Here is an 18,634-nt window from a genome sequence, read left to right on the forward strand (position 1 = left end):
TATTTGTGATTGGAGAGGGAAGTTTATGTTTCTGGAAATAACAAAAAAACGTAACTATAAATTAATAGATATTTCTTTAAAGCTGCATCAGCAGGGAATCATTGATCCAAATACGTATGTACTCGATTTGGATACGATTAAAGAAAATGCATCTATGTTAAATAAAGAAGCTGAAAGATTAGGTATGGAATTATTTTTTATGACAAAACAAATTGGAAGAAACCCAGCTGTAGCCAATGCTATCGTAGAAGCAGGTATCAAAAAAGCTGTAGCGGTTGACCCATGGGAAGCCATCACATTGAGTAAGGCTGGTATTCAGATTGGACATGTTGGGCATCTTGTTCAAATACCTAAAAATATGATTCGGACCATCTTAAAACTCAACCCAGATTATATTACTGTATTCAGCTACGAAAATGCAAAAAATATAAGTGATATTGCAAATGAAATGGGAAAATCACAGAAAATCTTTTTGCGTATTGCTGAGGAAAACGATTATATTTATTATGGCCAGGAGGGCGGATTTACCTTATCCAGGCTGTTTGAAGATATAAAAAAATTAGAAGCATTAAAGGCTGTAGAAATAGCCGGATTAACAAGTTTTCCCTGTCTGCTTATTAAAGAAAATAAACCATCTGTTACACCTAATGTTGCATCGATGCAAAAGGCAAATGAATTTTTAAAGGAAAAAGGCTATGAGCATTTGGAATTGAATATGCCTAGTGCTACTTCGACAGAAACGATGCGTTTATTAAAAGAGCATGGCGCCACCCAAGGAGAACCTGGTCATGCACTGACAGGCACCACGCCACTGCATACAGAAGATTTTCTGAAAGAAAGACCAGCGATGACATATGTGTCTGAAGTTTCTCATGTGTCTAATAAGAAGGCGTATGTGTTCGGTGGTGGATTTTACCCAAGATCACATATGAAGTGCGCTTTGGTAGGATCTAGTAGCACACAGTTGAAGAAAGTACCTGTTCTTCAAAATGAACCAGGGCATATTGATTATTACGGGACACTCGATACGGATTGTGTTCATATTGGAGATACAGCAATTTTTGCCTTCCGTACACAAGTTTTTGTGACACATGCAAAAATTGCTGTTATTCAGGGACTCTCCAGTTCACCAAAATTGATAGGTATCTATGATTCAGTGGGGAATTTACTGAGTGATGGACAAACGATAGATAATGAATAAAAATAAACCAGCCTTTTAGAAATTTTTTGTAAATATATCAATTGGAATAAGGGAAAGGGGTACTTATCATGGGCTACGATGTATCACAGCTGAAATATGCAAACTCTGTGCTTCCCTCTTTAACTGTACAGGAAGCGCAGCAATTACAGTTCAAATTAGTAGAGAAGATAAGTGAACATTTTACCGGAGCCCAGTTTTTAACTATGGGTGATTTAGGTTTGGCTGCTCAATATAAAAAGCCTGAGTATACCGAAAATGCAGAGCGTGTATTAGCTGCATTTTTTGGTGCGGAAAAAGCTGCACTGGTTCGTGGTGCAGGGACAGGTGCTATTCGTATCATTTTAAGTGAATTAATGAAAGCTGGGGAAACGATGATTATTCATAAAGCACCTGTCTATACAACGACAAAAGATACCATTCGTATGTTAGGTCTTAAAACGAAAGCTGTTGATTATAATGACAGAAAATCTGTTGAAGCATTGGTGATGGAGGATAAAGAAAGTAAAGTATTCTATATTCAGCATGCCAGACAACAGCCTTCTGATACATATGAATTGCGGCAAATAATTGAGATGGTAAAGCATTTAAGGCCGGAATTACCGATTGTTGTGGATGATAATTACTGTGTCATGAAAACGAATGGAATAGGGGTTGAATACGGAGCTGATTTTTCTACTTTTTCTGGTTTTAAACTCTTGGGACCAGAAGGAGTCGGTGTTATTGTCGGTAAAGAAAAACAGATTCAACAATTGCAGAAAAAGAATTATTCTGGCGGCGGGCAGGTGCAAGGATACGAGGCATTAGAATTATTACGCATGATGACATTTTCTCCTGTTTTACTGGCAACTCAAAATGAACAGGTAGAGAAGCTCTGCAAGTTACTTAATGAAGGAGCTATTAAAGGGATAGAAAATGCATATATAGCGAATGCCCAATCAAAGAATGTAATTGTTGAATTAAAAGAACCAATAGCTGAACAAGTGTTAAAGAGAAGTAATGAATTAGGAGCGGCTCCACATCCAGTAGGTGCTGAGTCGAAATATGAAATTTTACCCTTGATTTATCGTGTATCCGGAAGTTTTATAGAAGCTGAACCTCACTTAAAGCAATATGGATTGCGTATTAACCCTATGAAATCTGGTGCTAATATGATATTGAGTATATTAGATAAGGCAATAAATTTATCAAATATTACAAGTGATGTATAAGTGAAACCGGTTCTGAAATCTTTAGCAGAAAGTTATAGAGGATGATTCAGCTTGCTGTGCAAAAACTGATTGAACAAATGTACGAAAAAAAGACAGGGGCATTAGTTAAATCAGCAAATGGATCAGTAACGGAGAATTTCACATTCAATCGTTTTCTAATTATTGTATTATATAAACTTTAAAATGCTTTGCTTAGTAACATAAAGCAAAGCATTTTTGCGTTGTTTTGAAAAAAACATTGCACACTAACCTATCAAACCAGCTAATGCTAACTATATCTGTGACACTCTTTCAGAAAATAGACAACACTAATATTAATTAACTGAATTTTAACTGAAATTTATATATTCACACTAGTTGGCATGGAATTTGCATGTATTTGATGAAAGGACAATGACTAGGAGGGAATATCGAAGTGAAGAAGTTCTTGATTGCTTCGCACGGAGATTTCGCCAAAGAAATGGTGAATTCTGTGCAAATGATTATGGGGCCTGCTGTAAATATAAATTTCATCAGTATGCACCCTCATACAAGTATAGAAAATATAAAAGAAGAATTAAATTCTTTAATTATGCAAGGAGGTGAAGAGAATGAATATATCATTTTAACGGATGTTCTAGGCGGTAGTATATCAAATCTTTGTACCGAGTTTGTAAGTAATAAGGTGAATATTATTACAGGATTTAATTTGCCAATGATGTTGGAAATGATAAGTCTTCAGGAAAAAATGGACACAAATGAACTAATTGATCACTGTATAAATCAAGGTAAAAAAGGAATTATTCATGTGAATAAAGTAGTTCAAAACAATAGTTAAGGAGGGATTCTTCATGATAAAACTAGTCAGGATTGATGACCGATTAATACATGGTCAAGTAGCTTATACATGGACGGGATATTTGGGAGCAAATGTCATATTAATTGCAAACGATCAAGTTCTTAAAGATGAACTGAAAAAAATGGCTCTAAATCTAGCTGCCCCTTCAGGAGTGAAAGTGTTATTTAAATCTCTTGACGAGTCTATTGAATATTTGAACAGTGACGCATCATCAAAATTAAAGATATTTGTTTTAGTAGATAAATCGGCGGATGCTTTAAAGCTCGTGAAGGGAGTAAAAGAGATCAGCTCCATTAATGTAGGAGGAATGAGGATGTCTGATGGCAAGGAAATGAGAACGCCTTCAATCGCGGTTGATGAACAGGATATTAATCATTTTAAGGAAATGGAGGAATCGGGTGTTCAGATAGAAATTCGACAGACACCGGTAGAAAATAAGAAACCGTTAGCTGTTTTATTAAATAAATAAGGAGGTGCTTCTATGTTTATCCAAGCACTGCTAATTGGGGTAATTGGTGGACTTGCTGAGTGGGATTCACGCATATTCGGAGATAATATGCTGGGAAGACCAATTATTCTTGGGCCAGCTGTAGGGCTGGTGTTGGGTGACTTCACTACAGGACTGATTGTAGGAGGAACATTGGAGCTGGTTTTTATGGGAATTGTGGGTATTGGCTCTACTTCCCCGGCAGATGTGATAACTGGCGGAATAGCTGGTACAGCATTTGCAATCCTCTCAGGTGTTGAAGCTACAGTTGCAGCAACATTGGCTGTTCCTGTTTCTTTACTTGGGGCTCAATTGCAAAATCTGGTTAGAATTATAAATTCTTATTGGATGAAAAAAGCGGATCAATATGCAGAAGAAGGAAATATGAAGGCGATTGAGTGGTCACATCGAGGCGGTTATGCTGTTTTTTTCTTAAGTCAATTTATACCAGTATTTCTTCTTATTTACCTAGGCTCCAATTTTATTGATTCACTTGTTAATGCTATTCCAGAATGGCTTACAGATGGACTGTCGATGGGAGCAGGACTGCTGATTGCTATTGGATTTGCGATGATAATGAAAATGATTCTTACTAAAAATCTGATTCCATTTTTCTTGGGCGGTTTTGTCTTAGCTGCTTATCTTGAAATGGATATTATCGGTGTGACAGTTATCGGAGTAATTGTAGCTTTAGTTTTATTACAAATGAAGGGAGGAGAAGCCGATGATAGATCCGTCTAGCCAGGAGATTACCCGGAAAGATCTATTAAAAGTTTTTTGGAGATCCCTTCGTCTATTAGGTTCATTTAATTTTGAAAGAATGCAAGCACTGGGTTATGTCCATACGATGATACCGATTATTAAAAAGCTTTATAAAACAAAAGAAGATACGGTTGCTGCGCTGAAAAGACATCTCCTATTTTTCAATACAGCTCCATGGCTTGCAACCTTTATTTTTGGAATAACGATAGCGATGGAAGAACAAAATGCAAAAAATAAGGATTTTGATTCTAACTCTATCGAAAGTACAAAAATAAGTTTAATGGGCCCCTTGGCGGCTATTGGAGATTCTTTTTGGTGGGGGACCTTTCGATTGCTTGCAGCAGGTATAGGTACATCATTAACTGTGGAAGGAAATCCATTGGGATTGCTGCTTTACGTACTGGTATTTAATGTGCCTCATTATCTGGCTCGATATTACGGGTTGTTTATTGGATATAAAGTTGGCGCGAGCTTTTTAAATAAAGCAATGGAAAGTGGAATTATGCAGAAAATAACATACGGCGCATCCATCGTAGGGTTAATGTCAGTTGGTGCTATGACCGCTACCATGGTTAAATTCGAGACACCTCTTGAATTTAATTTTGGTGACGCTTCCATAAAAGTGCAGGAGGTTTTAGATCAAATCTTTCCAGCGATTCTTCCGCTGGCAGTTACGTTTTTCGTTTATTACTTATTAAAGAAAGAAGTAAAGATTATGTACGTTATCTTGGGGCTTCTTGCTTTTGGAATAGTCGCTTCGTTGATTGGGCTTATGTAGGCTTACGAAAAAAATTTTTAGGAGCTGGTTCATTATGAAAATAGAAGATTTAAAAAGAGGATTATATGTATCTTGTCAGGCGCTTCCAGAAGATCCTTTGTATGGATGTATGGGGAAAATGGCGTCAGCAGCAGAATCCGGTGGAGCTGTCGGTGTCAGAATAAATACAGTGAAGGATATTAAAGAGGTTAAAAATATCGTCTCCATTCCAATTATAGGCTTAATAAAAAAAAGATATCAAGGAAGTAATGCTTACATTACGCCAACTATCAATGAGGTGGAAGAAGTTGCAGAAGCTGGAGCGGATATTGTCGCAGTCGATGCAACAAACGAACTAAAGCCCGATGGGAAGAACACGCATGAATTTATAACAGATATAAAGAAAAGGTTTGATGTGTTAGTAATGGCAGATATCTCCTCCGTGGAGGATGGGATAAATGCTTGGAATTCAGGAGCAGATATACTGGCGACGACCTTATCAAGTTCGAAACCTGGCAAAATGCCGACAACAGGAGATCGCATTCATAAAATGCCTGATTTTAACTTGATTCAGGAGCTTGTTAAACAAGTAACCATTCCTGTTTTTGGAGAAGGTGGTTTTTGGGGAGGTGAAGACACTGTTCAAGCATTTGAGATAGGAGCGCATTCCGTAGTGGTAGGAAGTGCAATTACAAGGCCGCAAGTAACAACCAATCGTATTTCCACAGCAATTCAAGATTTTCTGTGCTCAACAAAATAAAGAGGGATTGCAGAAAAAAATGAGCAATAATCAAATAATTATACCTAAGAAAGGGAGATTTAAAAAATGAGAGTCGAAGATTATATGAGAGAAACCCCAGAAAAAATGAAAGAGATTATCCAAAATGCCGACCAATTATTTGCTGAAGTAAGAACTTTGAATATTGAACGTATGATTGTAACTGGATCTGGCACAAGTTTTCATGCAGGGCTGCAAACACAGAAATTAATGCAGCGTCTTACGGGGATCCGTGTAGACGCCTATTACCCGTTTATGATTGATAAGGAAACCTTTATAGGTGATAATTCGAAAACATTAGTAATCGGTATTTCACAAGGAGGGGCAAGTAATTCAACATATGGCGCGATGAAGCTGGCGAAAGAGGCAGGGTGTATGGTGGCATCTATGGCTGGAAAGGAGGGGGCGGTTATTGATGAAGCGGCTGATTATATTTTAACCGTACATTGTGGTGAAGAAAAAGCTGGTGCGAAGACAAAAGGGTATTATTGTACGAAATTAAATTTGACGCTTCTTGCACTACAGATTGCCAGAGAAACAAGTAAACTAACAGAAAATGAATATGCAAATGACATTGCTTCCATAGAGAAAAGTGCCGATCAATTTTTAAAAACATATCATGCTTCCCTTGACTGGATTAACACTAATAAAGAAAAACTTACACAGGCAAAGGATATTCGTGTTATTGGAACAAGCGAGATTTATGGAGATACATTGGAGGGCGCGCTGAAATTACTGGAAACAATGCGCATTCCTGTTACCGGCTACGAATTTGAGGAGTTTATTCATGGAATATATAATGCTATCAATGAGGATTCAACAATTATCATTTTAGATACGGGGGTGGAGCCGCGAGTAGAAAAGATGGTTAAAGTACTCTCAGGATGGACAAATTCTATTTATGTCATTGGCAATAAAGGTAATGTGCCTGACAGTTCTCAGAATTTAAAAACGGAATTCATTAATCACCAATACTATAAAACTTATGAATATATAATTCCCATTCAAATGATATGTGCTCAAATCCCTATATTAAAGGGAGTAGATCCAAGTATTCCAAAGGATCCGCAGTTCCATCAAAAATTAGAAAGTAAAATTGGAGATGTAGATTAAGAAGAAATAATAAGTCCAATAAACAATAAGAGCTGCTCTTATTGTTTATTGGATTTCAACAGTTTAGCATGGCTTTTCACCCTGACTAGATTCATTATGCATAGATAAGTCCTTGTATCACTGAAAAAGAAAGGGTAAATCGAATTTTCTAAGAAGTCTAGTGAACAAACCTTCACCTATTTCTATAAACAACCAGATGACAATAATACTATGACTCAAATCATGTTTTCGTGAAGCTTTTCCATACTTGCAACTGACTGTAGAAAAATAAGAGTAGATACAACATTATCTTCATTATCTTGTCTTCTCAGTATTTTGTAATATGCGGCATATTAAGAAACGCTAACTTGGTTCAGTTTTTATCGGGAAACTATTAAATTGGGTTTTATAGGCTCGAGGGGGCATGTATTTTGATGGATAATTTTAAATCAAAAATAGAGGAGATTTCTAAAAAAAGACTTGCTGATACATTTCGATTAGAAGCTGGTGTCGAAGCACAATATATTTCAGATAAGCTAGATATTCACAGAAGTACTGCCAGCAGATATTTAAATGAACTCACGCGATCTCAAATTTTAATTAAGATAAGTACCAGACCGGCATATTTTTTTAATAAATCGTTATTGGAAAATAAATTTGATATCTCTTTAGATAAGAATATTTATGCAAGCTTTGAAGAATTGAAGGATGCTCTTTATACCAAGAACAAAAAGAAGATAAATGATCCTTTTTATTACTTCATCGGTAATGAAGGAAGTTTAAAGAATCAGATTGAACAATCCAAAGCGGCAATTAGCTATCCTCCATCAGGACTTCCTTTTATGATAGTTGGAGAAACAGGTGTTGGAAAAAGCGATTTAGCCCAACTCATTTATCAATATGCTAAGAATAAGAAAATACTGCGTGATAATGCGCCATTTATTACACTCAACTGTGCTGAATTTGCCAATAATCCGGAGCTAGTAACAGCTAATTTGTTTGGATACACAAAGGGAGCTTTTACAGGTGCAGATAAAGATACTAATGGGATTATTGAAGAAGCGGACCAGGGGGTTCTTTTTTTAGATGAAGCGCATCGGTTAAATGCTGAAAGTCAGGAAAAATTATTCCTATTTATGGACAAAGGAATTTATCATCCTTTGGGTGATAATTCAAATTGGAAAAAAGCAAACGTAAGAATGTTATTTGCAACAACAGAAGATCCGGAAGAGGCATTTTTGAAAACATTTATGAGAAGAATCCCGATTATTGTTTCTATTCCACCATTGAGAGAAAGAACAGACAGTGAAAAATACCATTTAATATGTACTTTTTATAAAGAAGAGAGCAGCAATGTAAATAAACAGCTCCAGGTTAATTCTAAAGTAATCAAAGCATTGATGGCCTTCAATGCACAGGGGAATGTTGGGGAACTTAAAAATATTATTATTTATTCTTGCGCAAAAGCGTATATTGATTATGCTGATAATCAAAGTTCTCCATTGATTGAAGTGCATTTGAAGCATTTGCCGATGGAAGTAATCAGTAATTTTATTAATAACGATTCAAATGTAAGTTTTCATACAGCATTAAATAAATCAGTCTTAATTGATAGCGAAAGTGACTGGTCGGGGCAAAAGTATCATGTAGAAAATAATAATGCTCTAAAAAATCTGTATGAAGGTTTATTAATAATAATTCATAAATACCTTACCGAATCATTGCTTTTAGATGCTTTTTTAGAAAAAGCATCTCTATTAGTTAATCAATATTTGGAAAAATTAATTTATATAAATTCTAATGGTGATAAAGGTTTGGAGTTTAATACCTTAAAATATTTTCTTGAAGGAATTGCTGATTCTGTTGATATTAGCGTAAAAACAAATATATCTAAAAATTCAATGACAACTATGGCTTATTTTATCAAAGATATAACGCAAATTAATTATGAATATACAAATGAAAATGATATAGGAGATATATTAAAAACCTACTTTCCAAAAGAATTTTGGCTGATTGATAAAATTTGTTCAGAAGTTGAAAGTACGTTTGGCATTTCAATGAATTTACTGGATAAAGTTATTTTAATTGTATATATTAGATCCCTTAATGAAAGCTTGAATTTAAACAGGACAAAGGCCATTATTATTGCCCACGGGTATTCTACTGCCAGCAGTATAGCTAATATTTCGAATAAGCTGCTTGGAGAATATGTTTTTGAAGCTTTTGATATGCCTATTGATGTTTCTCTGTCCGAAATTGTACATAAGCTGAATAATTATTTTAAATCTATTGATACGTCTAAAGGGATTATCATTTTTGTGGATATGGGGTCACTGATGGTGAATTATAAAAAGTTTAAAAATATAAGTAACAGTACAGTCGGAATTGTTAATAATATTACAACTCAGATAGCGATTGATGCTGGTGAAAAAATCATCAGGGGAAATACTATTGAACAAATTTTAGAGGGGATTTCTCAAAATTATCGTCCTGCTTATCAAATTATTAAAGCCAAAAGCAGCCATAAAAAAAATACGATTATTTCAACATGTATTACGGGTATTGGGACAGCTGTAAAAATTAAAGAATTGCTGGATAAAGGGATTAGAAAGGGTTCAGGTGAAATATATGTTTTGCCTTACGATTTTTTAAGTTTAAAAAATAATGGAATCGAAGAGAATATTTTTAAAGAATATAATGTGATAGGGATTATAGGCACAGTCAATCCAAAGGTACAGGATATTTCCTTTATCGCAATAGAAGACATCATTTCAGGGAAGGGCGAACAACAATTAAAGGAGATGCTCAAAAATATTGTCCCTCAAAATATTATTGGTAATATAAATGAAGATATCGTCAAGCTATTTTCACTACAAGATGTTATTAATCACCTCATTATCCTTAACCCGGATAAAATAATAGAAAATTTAAGTATATCTATTGAAAAGCTTCAACAGCAGCTGAATATAAGGTTTAATAATCCGACCAGAATCAGCCTCTATGTCCATTTAAGCTGTTTGATTGAAAGGCTGGTAAAGAAAAATCCAATTGTTCACCATGTTGATCTGGCAACCTTTCAACAGAATCACCAAAATTTTATACACATCCTTAAAAGAGTCTTTAATCATATTGAAGAAGTATATAGCGTGGAAATACCGTTATCTGAAATAGTGTATATTTATGATATTATTAAAATGAAACATTCTGATTTTAAGTATTGATTGATGCTATTTTCATTACTAATATAGAATTTGTGCAGCAGAAACGATATGTGTTTCTGCTGCACAATAAATATAAAAATTTCCCTTTTAATCAGGATAAGCCTCATTTATAAGCTCTTTCATATCATTTACAAAAACCTCAAGCATTCGTTCTCCTTTTTCTTTACTGGCAATTGTTGCATCACCGAAAACACCGCTTTTGCTTAAATCCCCTAGTGAAATAGTGGACATCCCGTATAAATCTGGTTTTTCAGGGAATTCACATACAGATTTTTCCATATCTACAAGCTCCGGTTTTAGTGCCAGCATTAAAGAGGTTTCAAATTCACATGCGTGGATCATGCCATACCAGGTAGGAGAGGCGCAATATTCATTTCTTATTTTCTCCATATTTGGATAGAACAAATAGATAACAGTCATATCCAGTTCATCCATAAGCTCTCTGGTAGCATACTTCATACTGGAATTGTTGGCATCATGTCCGTTCACAAGTATAAGAAGTTTTGTGCCATATCTTGCTACGCTGTGAGCAACATCCTTAATAATGCTTTCTACATGATGCTGTTGAATTGAAACGGTTCCCGGGATGTTTCTCCATACCCAGGAATAACCAAAAGGCATCGAGGGAAGGAGAAGTGCGCCTGTCTGCTCCGAAAGTTTTCTAGAGATTCCTTCCGCCAAATAAACGTCAACACCTAATGGTAAATGATGTCCGTGTTGTTCTGTAGCGCCGAGGGGGAGGATAGCGACAGGATATTCTTTTACTGCAGCGGCTACTTCATCCCGGGTCATATTTAAGATTTCTTTCGCTTGTCCCATAGCTACACCTCCTCAAGAAGTTTTATATATCCTTCTGCATTTTTCTTTATTTTTTCTTTGTCTTTTTTCGTTGCACCTCTTGGAACAAGATCACTTCCAATTGCAAAATAGGAGCACCCTGCATTTTTTAATTCTGCAATATTGTTATGCGTAACTCCGCCTACTGCCATAAATTTCATATTAGGAAAAGGCCCTTTTACATTTTTGATAAAGCTGCTCCCCAAATCAGAAACTGGGAACAGTTTAACTGTTTCGATTCCAAGGCTTGCAGCTTGCATAATCTCCCCTGGTGAGAAAACACCAGGGAAAATAGGAACATCTTTTGATAAAATATACTTCGCCAGCTCTTTATCCCAGCCAGGAGTAATTAAAAATGTTGCGCCGGCTTCTAATGCTTTATCTGCCTGCTGTTCAGAAATTACTGTACCTGCTCCCAGGTTCAATTGGTTTCCATAGGCAATTTTAATAGTACGAATACATTCCAGGCCTTGCTGTTCATTGCTTAATGAAACCTCGAGCGTATCGACCCCTGCTTCAAGCAGCCCTTCAGTAATTTCAAGTATATTCTCAGCTTCTACGCCACGTATAATTGCAATTAATTGTGTCATTTTTACCACTCCTTAAAAATGTGCGAGCCAGTTTGCTGGATTTTCGATAAATATCGTATCAATGTCAGACTGGCTGATCCCTTCATCTAATAATCGGGGGATGAATTTTTTTAGAATATACTCAAATCCAGGTCCACCGCCATATGCATGAAGGTAGCATTGCCGTCCCATATCAGCAGAAATCAGCAATTTGTGAGCGAAACCATTATCAATCATATTTTTAATTAATTCCACTCGAGTGCTGTCCGGATAGTATTTAATTTTACTTGTGCCATCAAATTGTACATAAGCTCCTCGTTCTGCAAGCTTTAAATGGTAGTAAGGATCAGCGTTTCTATCACTGTGTCCGACGCCTACTAAGTTTAAATCAACGCCTTCTTCTTCTAAAATATCTAATAATTCTAATCCCATCGTTCCTGCTTCAGTATGGAGCCAAATAGGTGCACCCGTTTCAAGCTGTGCATGTGCAACTGCTCTAGTCACCTTTTCTTCTAACGGATGAATAAGCTGATTCCAGGCACCAGACTTTAAGAAGCCAGCTTTTGCTTCGGTCCCATCCATCCCAATGGTTACATCTCTTATTAACTTCTGCTTGATTTCATCGATGGTCAACGCTTCTACCCATTTTGGAAAGTAAATATGTTTATTGAACCCTGAAGTGGCAACGACATTTACCCCTGTTTCTTTAGACATTTGTACGAGCTTAGAAGCATCTCTGCCATAATCAAGTGTTGTAGCATCAACTAGTGCATTCCCGCCTGCTTTTTGAAATCTCCAAAGTTCACTTACGCTTGCTTCATAGTCTGTGAGTTCTAAATCACGGTCTTTTTGAGAAGCAGGAGGATTCGTCCATAAATGCTCGTGACTATATGTGAATCCCAAATCTTCTTTATTAATATCTCCTAAAACAGTCCTTATTTTTTTACTCATTACATTCACTCCTCTTTTCTTAGAATCCAATTCCAAATAATAAGCCAACCAGCTTAATTAAAATAACGACAATAATAGCATCTGGAGAGGCAAACCATAGGCCGCCGATACCATATTCACTTAATCCTATCAGCGGGTACGCCAAAGCTACCAATAGGGAAAAAGTGAACCCCAGGAAAAAGCCGCTGATAACTGCTCCGCGTAAGCCGCCACGTGCATTTCCGAATACCCCGGCAGCTCCACCCATGAAGAACAGCCCTATAACTGATGGGAGGACTGCCACTGGTAAAAAGCTGGACATAAAAGTTACAATTAAACCGCCGGCTAATGCTGTAAGGAATCCTATAGTTACTGCTACAGGAGCATAGGAATAAAAGATAGGGACGTCCAATGCAGGTTTTGCACCAGGAACGATTTTTTCACCGATTCCTTTAAATGCAGGGACAATTTCTCCGAGAAACATGCGAACACCCATTAACAGGATAAGAATCCCTACTACAAAGCCTAATGCCTCAAAAATAACATACTGATACCGATTGACGCCTCCAGAAATTTCGTTCATAACCTGACTATCTACGAAACTAGCTGTAATCACGTAAACTAAAACCATTATAATCCCCATTAAAATACTCATATCTTTTAAAAAGTCGAGTGATTTTGGTACCTTGACGTCTTCAGATGATTGTTCTTTGTTTCCAAAGATTCCGCCAATCCAGCCAGACAAAGAAATCCAGGAGCTCCCCCAAAAACCAAAAGCAACATTATCATTACCGATAACTTTCCGGACGGAAGATTGAGAGATAGCTGGGAAGAATACCATGGAAATACCCTGAACAATAGACCCCCAGATAATAGTCATCGTCGTAGACAGTCCCATTTGGCTGAATACAATAGCCATGGTTGCTGCAAAAGAAAACATCATATGACCAGTAAGGAATATATATTTGAACTTTGTGAAGCGGGCAATCGCTACATTAATTAAGAAAGAAAAGATCAAGATGAATGCGGTTTCTTTTCCTAATACAGTTTGAACTGCAGCAGCAATTGCGTTGTCTTCAGCAACAATACCTGTTAATCCAAAAGCTTCTGTAAACATTGTGCTGAAGGGAACCAATGAACCGACAATTATGTTCGCTCCTTGTTGAAGTATCAGGAACCCAAATAATGTTTTCATTGTTCCCTTAATAACATCTGAGGCTGATTTTCGTAATGCAACCAAGCCTAGACCGGCAATGATAGCAATAATGATAGACGGATTACTTAAAATGGAAACAAATACATCTAACATGTTTTATCCCTCCTTGGATAGCCTCTCAATCAATGGAAGTACTTTTTCTTTTATTTCATCCTTATCAAGTAAGTTGTCTATAGCTACAACAGGAACTTCTTCATCAGTCAGGCTGGCTGCAATTTCACTTGAAGCAACAATTAAGTCACAACTTTTTCCTTTTGCACTGCCGAGATCGGTTGCTTCGCCCTCAACAGTATATCCATGATCCTTTGCCATTGATTGAATATCCATTAATAACATCAAGCTTGTCCCAAATCCCATACCGCATACACTTAAAATATACATATTGTTCACTCCTAAATTGTTATTATTTTTGATAATTCATCATAATCTTTCGCATGCATAATCTTATTAAATTTATCTTTATCTCCAAGAACCATTGCAATTTTTTGAAGCATTTCGATATGCCCATTATCGCCAACACCTGAAATTGCACAGACCAGTTTGACCGGATCATTTTTCTCGTGGCCGAAAGGGATGGGCTGTTTTAATCGAATAAGTGAAAACCCGGATTGAAGTGTTCCATTATCAGGCCGGGAATGTGGAATAGCGATGCCTGGTGCAATAACGATATAGGGACCTACTCGCTTGTACCCATCTATCATTGCTTGTGTATATTCTTCAGTGGCACAGCCAGTTTCGACCAGCAATTCACCACTTAAACGGATAGCTTCGACAGCATTATCCAACTCCACATCCAGCTTCACAGCTTTTTCTTTTAATAATGTCATCCAAACCATTCCTATCTGATTGTTTTATTTTTATTTCTTCCAGATACGTTTATATGATACTCGTACTTATCTGATCGGCTGACCATCTCAACCATTTCAAATGGAGCTCCATTAGGTAAAAAAGTAGTCCTGGTTATATGCATAACAGCATCTTCAGGTGATATACCAAGTCTGGATGCTTCTAAATCTGTTGCTAATCGGGCTTTAATTTGTTCGGTAGCATCCTCCAAAACAATATCGTAATTTTTTTCAAGCTCTTCGTATAATGATTCTCTTGTAAACCCATTTTCTAAAAAACCTGGGATATATTTTTCACGTAAATAGTTAAACATGAGTGCGAGCGGTTCCCCATCAGCCAAGCGAATTCTTTCTACACATATGATTTTTTCATTCGGCTGTAAATGAAGCTTTCTTTTCATTTTTAAAGAAGGGTTTACCTCATAAATGTGTTGCTTGACAGTATCTGGCTTTTTTCCTTTTAAGTGCATTTCCTCTGTCCAGCTTGTGATACTGCCAGCATCCTGTACAATCTTTGTAGACTTAACGAATGTTCCTTTTCCTTGAATTTTTTCGACATACCCTTCAGTCACCAGGCTATCGATTGCTTTGCGGATTGTTATTCTGCTGACGTCATGCTTTTTTTCCAATTCTCCTTCTGTTGGCAGTAGATCACCTTCTTTCATATGATGATTAATCTCTTTTAAAATAGTTTGTTTTACTTGTTTATATAAAGGTGTTGTCATATCTGCTCTCCTTTTTTAATTCATTATAATCTTTTGTTTTATTTTTAATATTGATTATAATGAATATAACATGAGGATGACCTTTTGTAAACGTTTTATATAAAATAAATATTTAAGATAGTAATTTTATTCAATTGAATAATTATTGGTAGATCAGATAAATCTTCTTGCTGCGCTCAGCTCCATTTCATCAGCTAGTGAAGAAAGGAGATACGGCCTGGAAGTGTTTATTCTATATAATATAATTAAGAAAATTAGCAGGGGTAATATTGTAATATTATGTTCGAAGAGATAGAAAACGCATCATACAAGTTTTAGCAGATATGAATCAATTAATGACAATGGAATATATTGCCTTGCTTTTACAAGTATTTTATTGGGCGAATAATGATAGATAGTTATTTTTCTCATTCAGACGGGAGTTTCGGGTTGGAGCTTAGGATTTATGTTTACATCAATAATTTCGTGGTAAACAATTAGTATAAAGAAATTTCTTTTTAAAACTATTAGGAGGTTGATGAACATGAGTGATGGATTTAAAGATAAAATAAAAGGCGCAGGAGACAAAGTAAAAGGAGAAGCCAAAGAGGCATTTGGTAAAGTAACAGATAATAAGAAAAAACAGGCAGAAGGTAAAGCCGATAAAGCCAAAGGTACAGCGAAAGATAAAAAAGGTGATGTCAAGGATGCGCTAAATGACTCTGATGAACAACGTTAAATAAAAAATAAGCCATCATTTCGGGTTTGATACGCTCCCTTTATAGTGGGGACAGGGAATCATAAAAAAATTCTCTGTCTGTTATAAAGGGAGCGTTTATTATGTCTAAAAGAACAATGAAGAATATGCTGCAGAGGCAATAATAAAAGGCGTATTTTACTGCTTTTGAAAAATGCCTTAGAACTTCCGCCCATTTTTACAAAATTCTCTGTGGTTCATTTGGTCTTACTGTAATAATAAGTTCTTACTATAATAAAGATAACGGCACATACTAATTTTAAAAGGCAGATTGGAGGTGTCGAATAATGGATCAGCGCAGTATGGCGGTTTTAAATCAGTTATTGAAACAGAATGGATACATTACTATTCAGAAACTTGCAGCAATGTTAAATGTATCACGACGTACCATTTATAGTGATCTCGATAAGGTCAATGATTGGTTGAGCGAAAATCATCTTGGTGCAGTGAAACAAGTGAGAGGACAAGGCCTATATATAGAAAAAGAAGCGAAAAAGGAAATTCTGACCAATTTTACTGCACCTGAAGTAATGTATTATGAATTCTCTGCTGAAGAAAGACAGGCATGGATTTATCTTCATCTGACTGGAGGAGATAAGGCATATTTTCTGGAGGATATTAGAGAGCTTTTTCAAGTGAGCAGAAATACCGCATTAGAGGATATAAGAAAATTAAAAGACAAACTAGTAACGTACCAACTGCACTTATATCCGCAACGCAAAGCCGGTTACACTTTAGAAGGAAATGAAAACGATATCAGGAGAGTGCTGATTCACTGTTTATCTATAGTTATACCAAAAGAAGGATGGTATAACTATCTAACCAATTTATCTAATACACCGATAAACACTGGAAATCAGGCGTATAAACCTTACTCTATATTCAATCTTTCGTGGATGCAGTTGTTAAATCAATTGTTAAATGAGTATGAAAAGCAATTTATGGTTGAACTTACGGATGAAGTGTTAACGAATATTGTTGTCTGGTTCCATTTCTTCTTAAAGCGAATTGAAAAAAAAGAAACTGTTGAGGTTGATGCCGTTGAGAAAGAGGTTATTGAAACAACGGATGAATATAGAGGAATAAGTGCCTTATGTAAGAATCTTTCAGCAGCTTTAAATATGGAGATTCCTTTAAATGAACAATTTTATTTTTCAAAATATCTTCTCAGTGCCAAAGTGAATTACAATTTTAGCCCGCAGTTAAAAAGCGGAGAAATGAACACATTACTTCAAGTAGTAAAAAAGATGATTCGAGATTTCCAATTATATGCTGCGATTGAGTTTCGTGATTCTGAACAGATGATTCAAAATTTACTTCTTCATGTGAAACCTGCTTTCTATCGTATGAAATATGGAATTGAGATTGAAAATACTTTGCGTGATTCAGTTAAACGAAATTATCCTGAAGTTTTCCATTTGACAAAAAAAGTTGTACATCATTTCGAAAATGTAATTGGCGAGCCAATCAATGAAAACGAAATAGCTTTTCTTGCCATGCATTTCGGCGGCTGGCTTCGGAAGGAAGGCGTTCAGCTGGAAAGGACCCAAACAAGGATGCTTATTGTTTGTACAAATGGTCTGGGAACATCAAGGCTGCTGGAAAGCCAGCTTGAAGGATTGTTCTCTGATGTAGAAATGGTTGGTGTCACGTCCTTAAGAGAATATGAAAAAATGAATTTAGAAGCGGATTTTATCGTTTCAACTATCCCGCTTCCTAATCGGGGCGTTCCGGTTTTTGTTGTCAATCCGGTTTTAGATAACAAGGAAAAAGAACAGCTGTTAAAAAGAGTGAATGGTTTGTTCAATTATTCACATGAAAATCAGGTTTATTCTGTCGAGACGCTTATGGATATTGTAAGAAAGTATGCTGTGATTGAGCATAATGAATTGCTTTCTGCGGAGATTCGAAGCTATCTTCATTCACCTTTTCATGTCGAAAGTAAAACAGATAAACCCACTTTAATAGAACTGTTATCTCCCGACAGAATTGTATTAAAAAAACAAGCCGACGGGTGGGAGGATGCGATTAAAATTGCTTCTGAACCATTGCTAAAGCAAGGGTATATCAAAGAAAATTATCTATATAAGATGATTGAAAATGTGCACCAATCAGGTCCTTATATTGTGATATCTGATCAGTTTGCACTTCCTCATGCAAATCCTGATGACGGTGTAGTTACAACAGGAATGAGCATGCTTCATCTGGAAGAACCAGTAGATATATTAGGAAAGCCGGCAACGATTATCGTTATATTGGCTTCCAGAGATAATGAACAGCATTTAAAAGCTTTATCACAGTTAACAAAGCTATTTTCTAATAAAGAGATAAGGAAAGAAATCATAACAACTAGAGATAAACAGGCTATCGTGGATTGGATACAGTGCTATTCAACAGAAGCCAATCAGCAGTAAAGGGCAGGTGATTTT

The 18,634-nt window shown here is 36.1% G+C and carries 19 protein-coding genes; 12 read left to right on the top strand and 7 right to left on the bottom strand.

The genetic code is table 11. The annotated features are described in order from the left end of the window. Nucleotides 1-25: 25 nt before the first annotated feature. The 10 genes from OSO01_RS08825 to OSO01_RS08865 all read left to right on the top strand — a co-directional run bounded on the left by OSO01_RS08825 (nucleotide 26) and on the right by OSO01_RS08865 (nucleotide 10,347). Nucleotides 26-1,201: a YhfX family PLP-dependent enzyme gene (locus OSO01_RS08825; protein WP_147210069.1), complete on the top strand. Its 1,176-nt coding sequence runs from the start codon at nucleotides 26-28 to the stop codon at nucleotides 1,199-1,201. 68 nt (nucleotides 1,202-1,269) lie between these two features. Further along, on the top strand, nucleotides 1,270-2,409 hold the full coding sequence (locus tag OSO01_RS08830; protein WP_186813599.1) for an aminotransferase class V-fold PLP-dependent enzyme: 1,140 nt from the start codon (nucleotides 1,270-1,272) through the stop codon (nucleotides 2,407-2,409). A gap of 41 nt (nucleotides 2,410-2,450) precedes the next feature. Then, nucleotides 2,451-2,591 carry a hypothetical protein gene (locus OSO01_RS23290; protein ID WP_156985011.1) on the top strand — a complete coding sequence of 47 codons (141 nt, stop codon included), beginning with the start codon at nucleotides 2,451-2,453 and terminating at the stop codon, nucleotides 2,589-2,591. Nucleotides 2,592-2,824: 233 nt separating this feature from the next. Beyond that, nucleotides 2,825-3,226, top strand: a complete 402-nt coding sequence (locus OSO01_RS08835) for a PTS sugar transporter subunit IIA (protein ID WP_147210071.1) — start codon at nucleotides 2,825-2,827, stop codon at nucleotides 3,224-3,226. Nucleotides 3,227-3,239: 13 nt separating this feature from the next. Continuing rightward, entirely contained in the window at nucleotides 3,240-3,716 is a 477-nt protein-coding gene (locus OSO01_RS08840) for a PTS sugar transporter subunit IIB (RefSeq protein ID WP_147210072.1), read from the top strand. Between the two features lie 12 nt (nucleotides 3,717-3,728). After that, nucleotides 3,729-4,475: a PTS mannose/fructose/sorbose/N-acetylgalactosamine transporter subunit IIC gene (locus OSO01_RS08845; RefSeq protein ID WP_147210073.1), complete on the top strand. Its 747-nt coding sequence runs from the start codon at nucleotides 3,729-3,731 to the stop codon at nucleotides 4,473-4,475. Next, nucleotides 4,459-5,274 (top strand): PTS system mannose/fructose/sorbose family transporter subunit IID, encoded by an 816-nt coding sequence (locus tag OSO01_RS08850; RefSeq protein WP_147210074.1) that lies wholly within the window; start codon nucleotides 4,459-4,461, stop codon nucleotides 5,272-5,274. Before OSO01_RS08845 ends, OSO01_RS08850 begins: the two co-directional genes overlap by 17 nt. A gap of 34 nt (nucleotides 5,275-5,308) precedes the next feature. Beyond that, nucleotides 5,309-6,013 carry an N-acetylmannosamine-6-phosphate 2-epimerase gene (locus OSO01_RS08855; RefSeq protein ID WP_147210075.1) on the top strand — a complete coding sequence of 235 codons (705 nt, stop codon included), beginning with the start codon at nucleotides 5,309-5,311 and terminating at the stop codon, nucleotides 6,011-6,013. Between the two features lie 66 nt (nucleotides 6,014-6,079). After that, on the top strand, nucleotides 6,080-7,144 hold the full coding sequence (locus tag OSO01_RS08860) for an SIS domain-containing protein (RefSeq protein ID WP_147210076.1): 1,065 nt from the start codon (nucleotides 6,080-6,082) through the stop codon (nucleotides 7,142-7,144). Nucleotides 7,145-7,557: 413 nt separating this feature from the next. Then, nucleotides 7,558-10,347, top strand: coding sequence for a sigma 54-interacting transcriptional regulator (locus tag OSO01_RS08865; RefSeq protein WP_246145106.1), 2,790 nt, complete (start codon nucleotides 7,558-7,560; stop codon nucleotides 10,345-10,347). A gap of 87 nt (nucleotides 10,348-10,434) precedes the next feature. Here the strand turns inward: OSO01_RS08865 and OSO01_RS08870 are convergent, their stop codons facing one another. The 7 genes from OSO01_RS08870 to OSO01_RS08900 are packed head-to-tail and all read right to left on the bottom strand — an operon-like array spanning nucleotide 10,435 to nucleotide 15,469. After that, complete coding sequence (locus tag OSO01_RS08870) at nucleotides 10,435-11,166, bottom strand: creatininase family protein (protein WP_147210078.1); 732 nt, start codon at nucleotides 11,164-11,166, stop codon at nucleotides 10,435-10,437. Between the two features lie 2 nt (nucleotides 11,167-11,168). Continuing rightward, nucleotides 11,169-11,774, bottom strand: a complete 606-nt coding sequence (locus OSO01_RS08875; RefSeq protein ID WP_147210079.1) for a bifunctional 4-hydroxy-2-oxoglutarate aldolase/2-dehydro-3-deoxy-phosphogluconate aldolase — start codon at nucleotides 11,772-11,774, stop codon at nucleotides 11,169-11,171. Nucleotides 11,775-11,786: 12 nt separating this feature from the next. After that, nucleotides 11,787-12,704: a phosphotriesterase family protein gene (locus tag OSO01_RS08880; protein ID WP_147210080.1), complete on the bottom strand. Its 918-nt coding sequence runs from the start codon at nucleotides 12,702-12,704 to the stop codon at nucleotides 11,787-11,789. 19 nt (nucleotides 12,705-12,723) lie between these two features. Beyond that, complete coding sequence (gene ulaA / locus OSO01_RS08885; RefSeq protein WP_147210081.1) at nucleotides 12,724-13,992, bottom strand: PTS ascorbate transporter subunit IIC; 1,269 nt, start codon at nucleotides 13,990-13,992, stop codon at nucleotides 12,724-12,726. Between the two features lie 3 nt (nucleotides 13,993-13,995). After that, the gene (locus tag OSO01_RS08890) at nucleotides 13,996-14,280 is read right to left on the bottom strand and encodes a PTS sugar transporter subunit IIB (RefSeq protein WP_147210082.1); all 285 of its coding nucleotides are present in this window, start codon (nucleotides 14,278-14,280) and stop codon (nucleotides 13,996-13,998) included. An 11-nt stretch (nucleotides 14,281-14,291) separates the two neighbouring features. After that, complete coding sequence (locus OSO01_RS08895; protein ID WP_147210083.1) at nucleotides 14,292-14,726, bottom strand: PTS sugar transporter subunit IIA; 435 nt, start codon at nucleotides 14,724-14,726, stop codon at nucleotides 14,292-14,294. 11 nt (nucleotides 14,727-14,737) lie between these two features. Further along, nucleotides 14,738-15,469: a GntR family transcriptional regulator gene (locus OSO01_RS08900; RefSeq protein WP_147210084.1), complete on the bottom strand. Its 732-nt coding sequence runs from the start codon at nucleotides 15,467-15,469 to the stop codon at nucleotides 14,738-14,740. A gap of 514 nt (nucleotides 15,470-15,983) precedes the next feature. On the opposite strand from OSO01_RS08900, the gene OSO01_RS08905 reads away from it, so the two are divergent. Next, complete coding sequence (locus tag OSO01_RS08905) at nucleotides 15,984-16,187, top strand: CsbD family protein (protein ID WP_371863290.1); 204 nt, start codon at nucleotides 15,984-15,986, stop codon at nucleotides 16,185-16,187. Nucleotides 16,188-16,492: 305 nt separating this feature from the next. Next, nucleotides 16,493-18,619, top strand: a complete 2,127-nt coding sequence (locus OSO01_RS08910; protein WP_147210086.1) for a BglG family transcription antiterminator — start codon at nucleotides 16,493-16,495, stop codon at nucleotides 18,617-18,619. The last annotated feature ends 15 nt before the right edge of the window (nucleotides 18,620-18,634 follow it).

It is taken from the genome of Oceanobacillus sojae, assembly GCF_007991515.1.
GTDB classification, from domain to species: domain Bacteria; phylum Bacillota; class Bacilli; order Bacillales; family Amphibacillaceae; genus Oceanobacillus; species Oceanobacillus sojae.

Bases quoted from the DNA above. Each gene is read 5' to 3' on its own strand.
- OSO01_RS08855 (WP_147210075.1), top strand. From the start codon at position 5,309: ATGAAAATAGAAGATTTAAAAAGAGGATTATATGTATCTTGTCAGGCG.
- OSO01_RS08865 (WP_246145106.1), top strand. From the start codon at position 7,558: ATGGATAATTTTAAATCAAAAATAGAGGAGATTTCTAAAAAAAGACTT.
- OSO01_RS08830 (WP_186813599.1), top strand. From the start codon at position 1,270: ATGGGCTACGATGTATCACAGCTGAAATATGCAAACTCTGTGCTTCCC.
- OSO01_RS08875 (WP_147210079.1), bottom strand. From the start codon at position 11,774: ATGACACAATTAATTGCAATTATACGTGGCGTAGAAGCTGAGAATATA.
- OSO01_RS08840 (WP_147210072.1), top strand. From the start codon at position 3,240: ATGATAAAACTAGTCAGGATTGATGACCGATTAATACATGGTCAAGTA.
- OSO01_RS08870 (WP_147210078.1), bottom strand. From the start codon at position 11,166: ATGGGACAAGCGAAAGAAATCTTAAATATGACCCGGGATGAAGTAGCC.
- OSO01_RS08880 (WP_147210080.1), bottom strand. From the start codon at position 12,704: ATGAGTAAAAAAATAAGGACTGTTTTAGGAGATATTAATAAAGAAGAT.
- OSO01_RS08850 (WP_147210074.1), top strand. From the start codon at position 4,459: ATGATAGATCCGTCTAGCCAGGAGATTACCCGGAAAGATCTATTAAAA.
- OSO01_RS08825 (WP_147210069.1), top strand. From the start codon at position 26: ATGTTTCTGGAAATAACAAAAAAACGTAACTATAAATTAATAGATATT.
- OSO01_RS08895 (WP_147210083.1), bottom strand. From the start codon at position 14,726: ATGACATTATTAAAAGAAAAAGCTGTGAAGCTGGATGTGGAGTTGGAT.
- OSO01_RS08890 (WP_147210082.1), bottom strand. From the start codon at position 14,280: ATGTATATTTTAAGTGTATGCGGTATGGGATTTGGGACAAGCTTGATG.
- OSO01_RS23290 (WP_156985011.1), top strand. From the start codon at position 2,451: ATGATTCAGCTTGCTGTGCAAAAACTGATTGAACAAATGTACGAAAAA.
- OSO01_RS08860 (WP_147210076.1), top strand. From the start codon at position 6,080: ATGAGAGTCGAAGATTATATGAGAGAAACCCCAGAAAAAATGAAAGAG.
- OSO01_RS08900 (WP_147210084.1), bottom strand. From the start codon at position 15,469: ATGACAACACCTTTATATAAACAAGTAAAACAAACTATTTTAAAAGAG.
- OSO01_RS08910 (WP_147210086.1), top strand. From the start codon at position 16,493: ATGGATCAGCGCAGTATGGCGGTTTTAAATCAGTTATTGAAACAGAAT.
- ulaA (WP_147210081.1), bottom strand. From the start codon at position 13,992: ATGTTAGATGTATTTGTTTCCATTTTAAGTAATCCGTCTATCATTATT.
- OSO01_RS08845 (WP_147210073.1), top strand. From the start codon at position 3,729: ATGTTTATCCAAGCACTGCTAATTGGGGTAATTGGTGGACTTGCTGAG.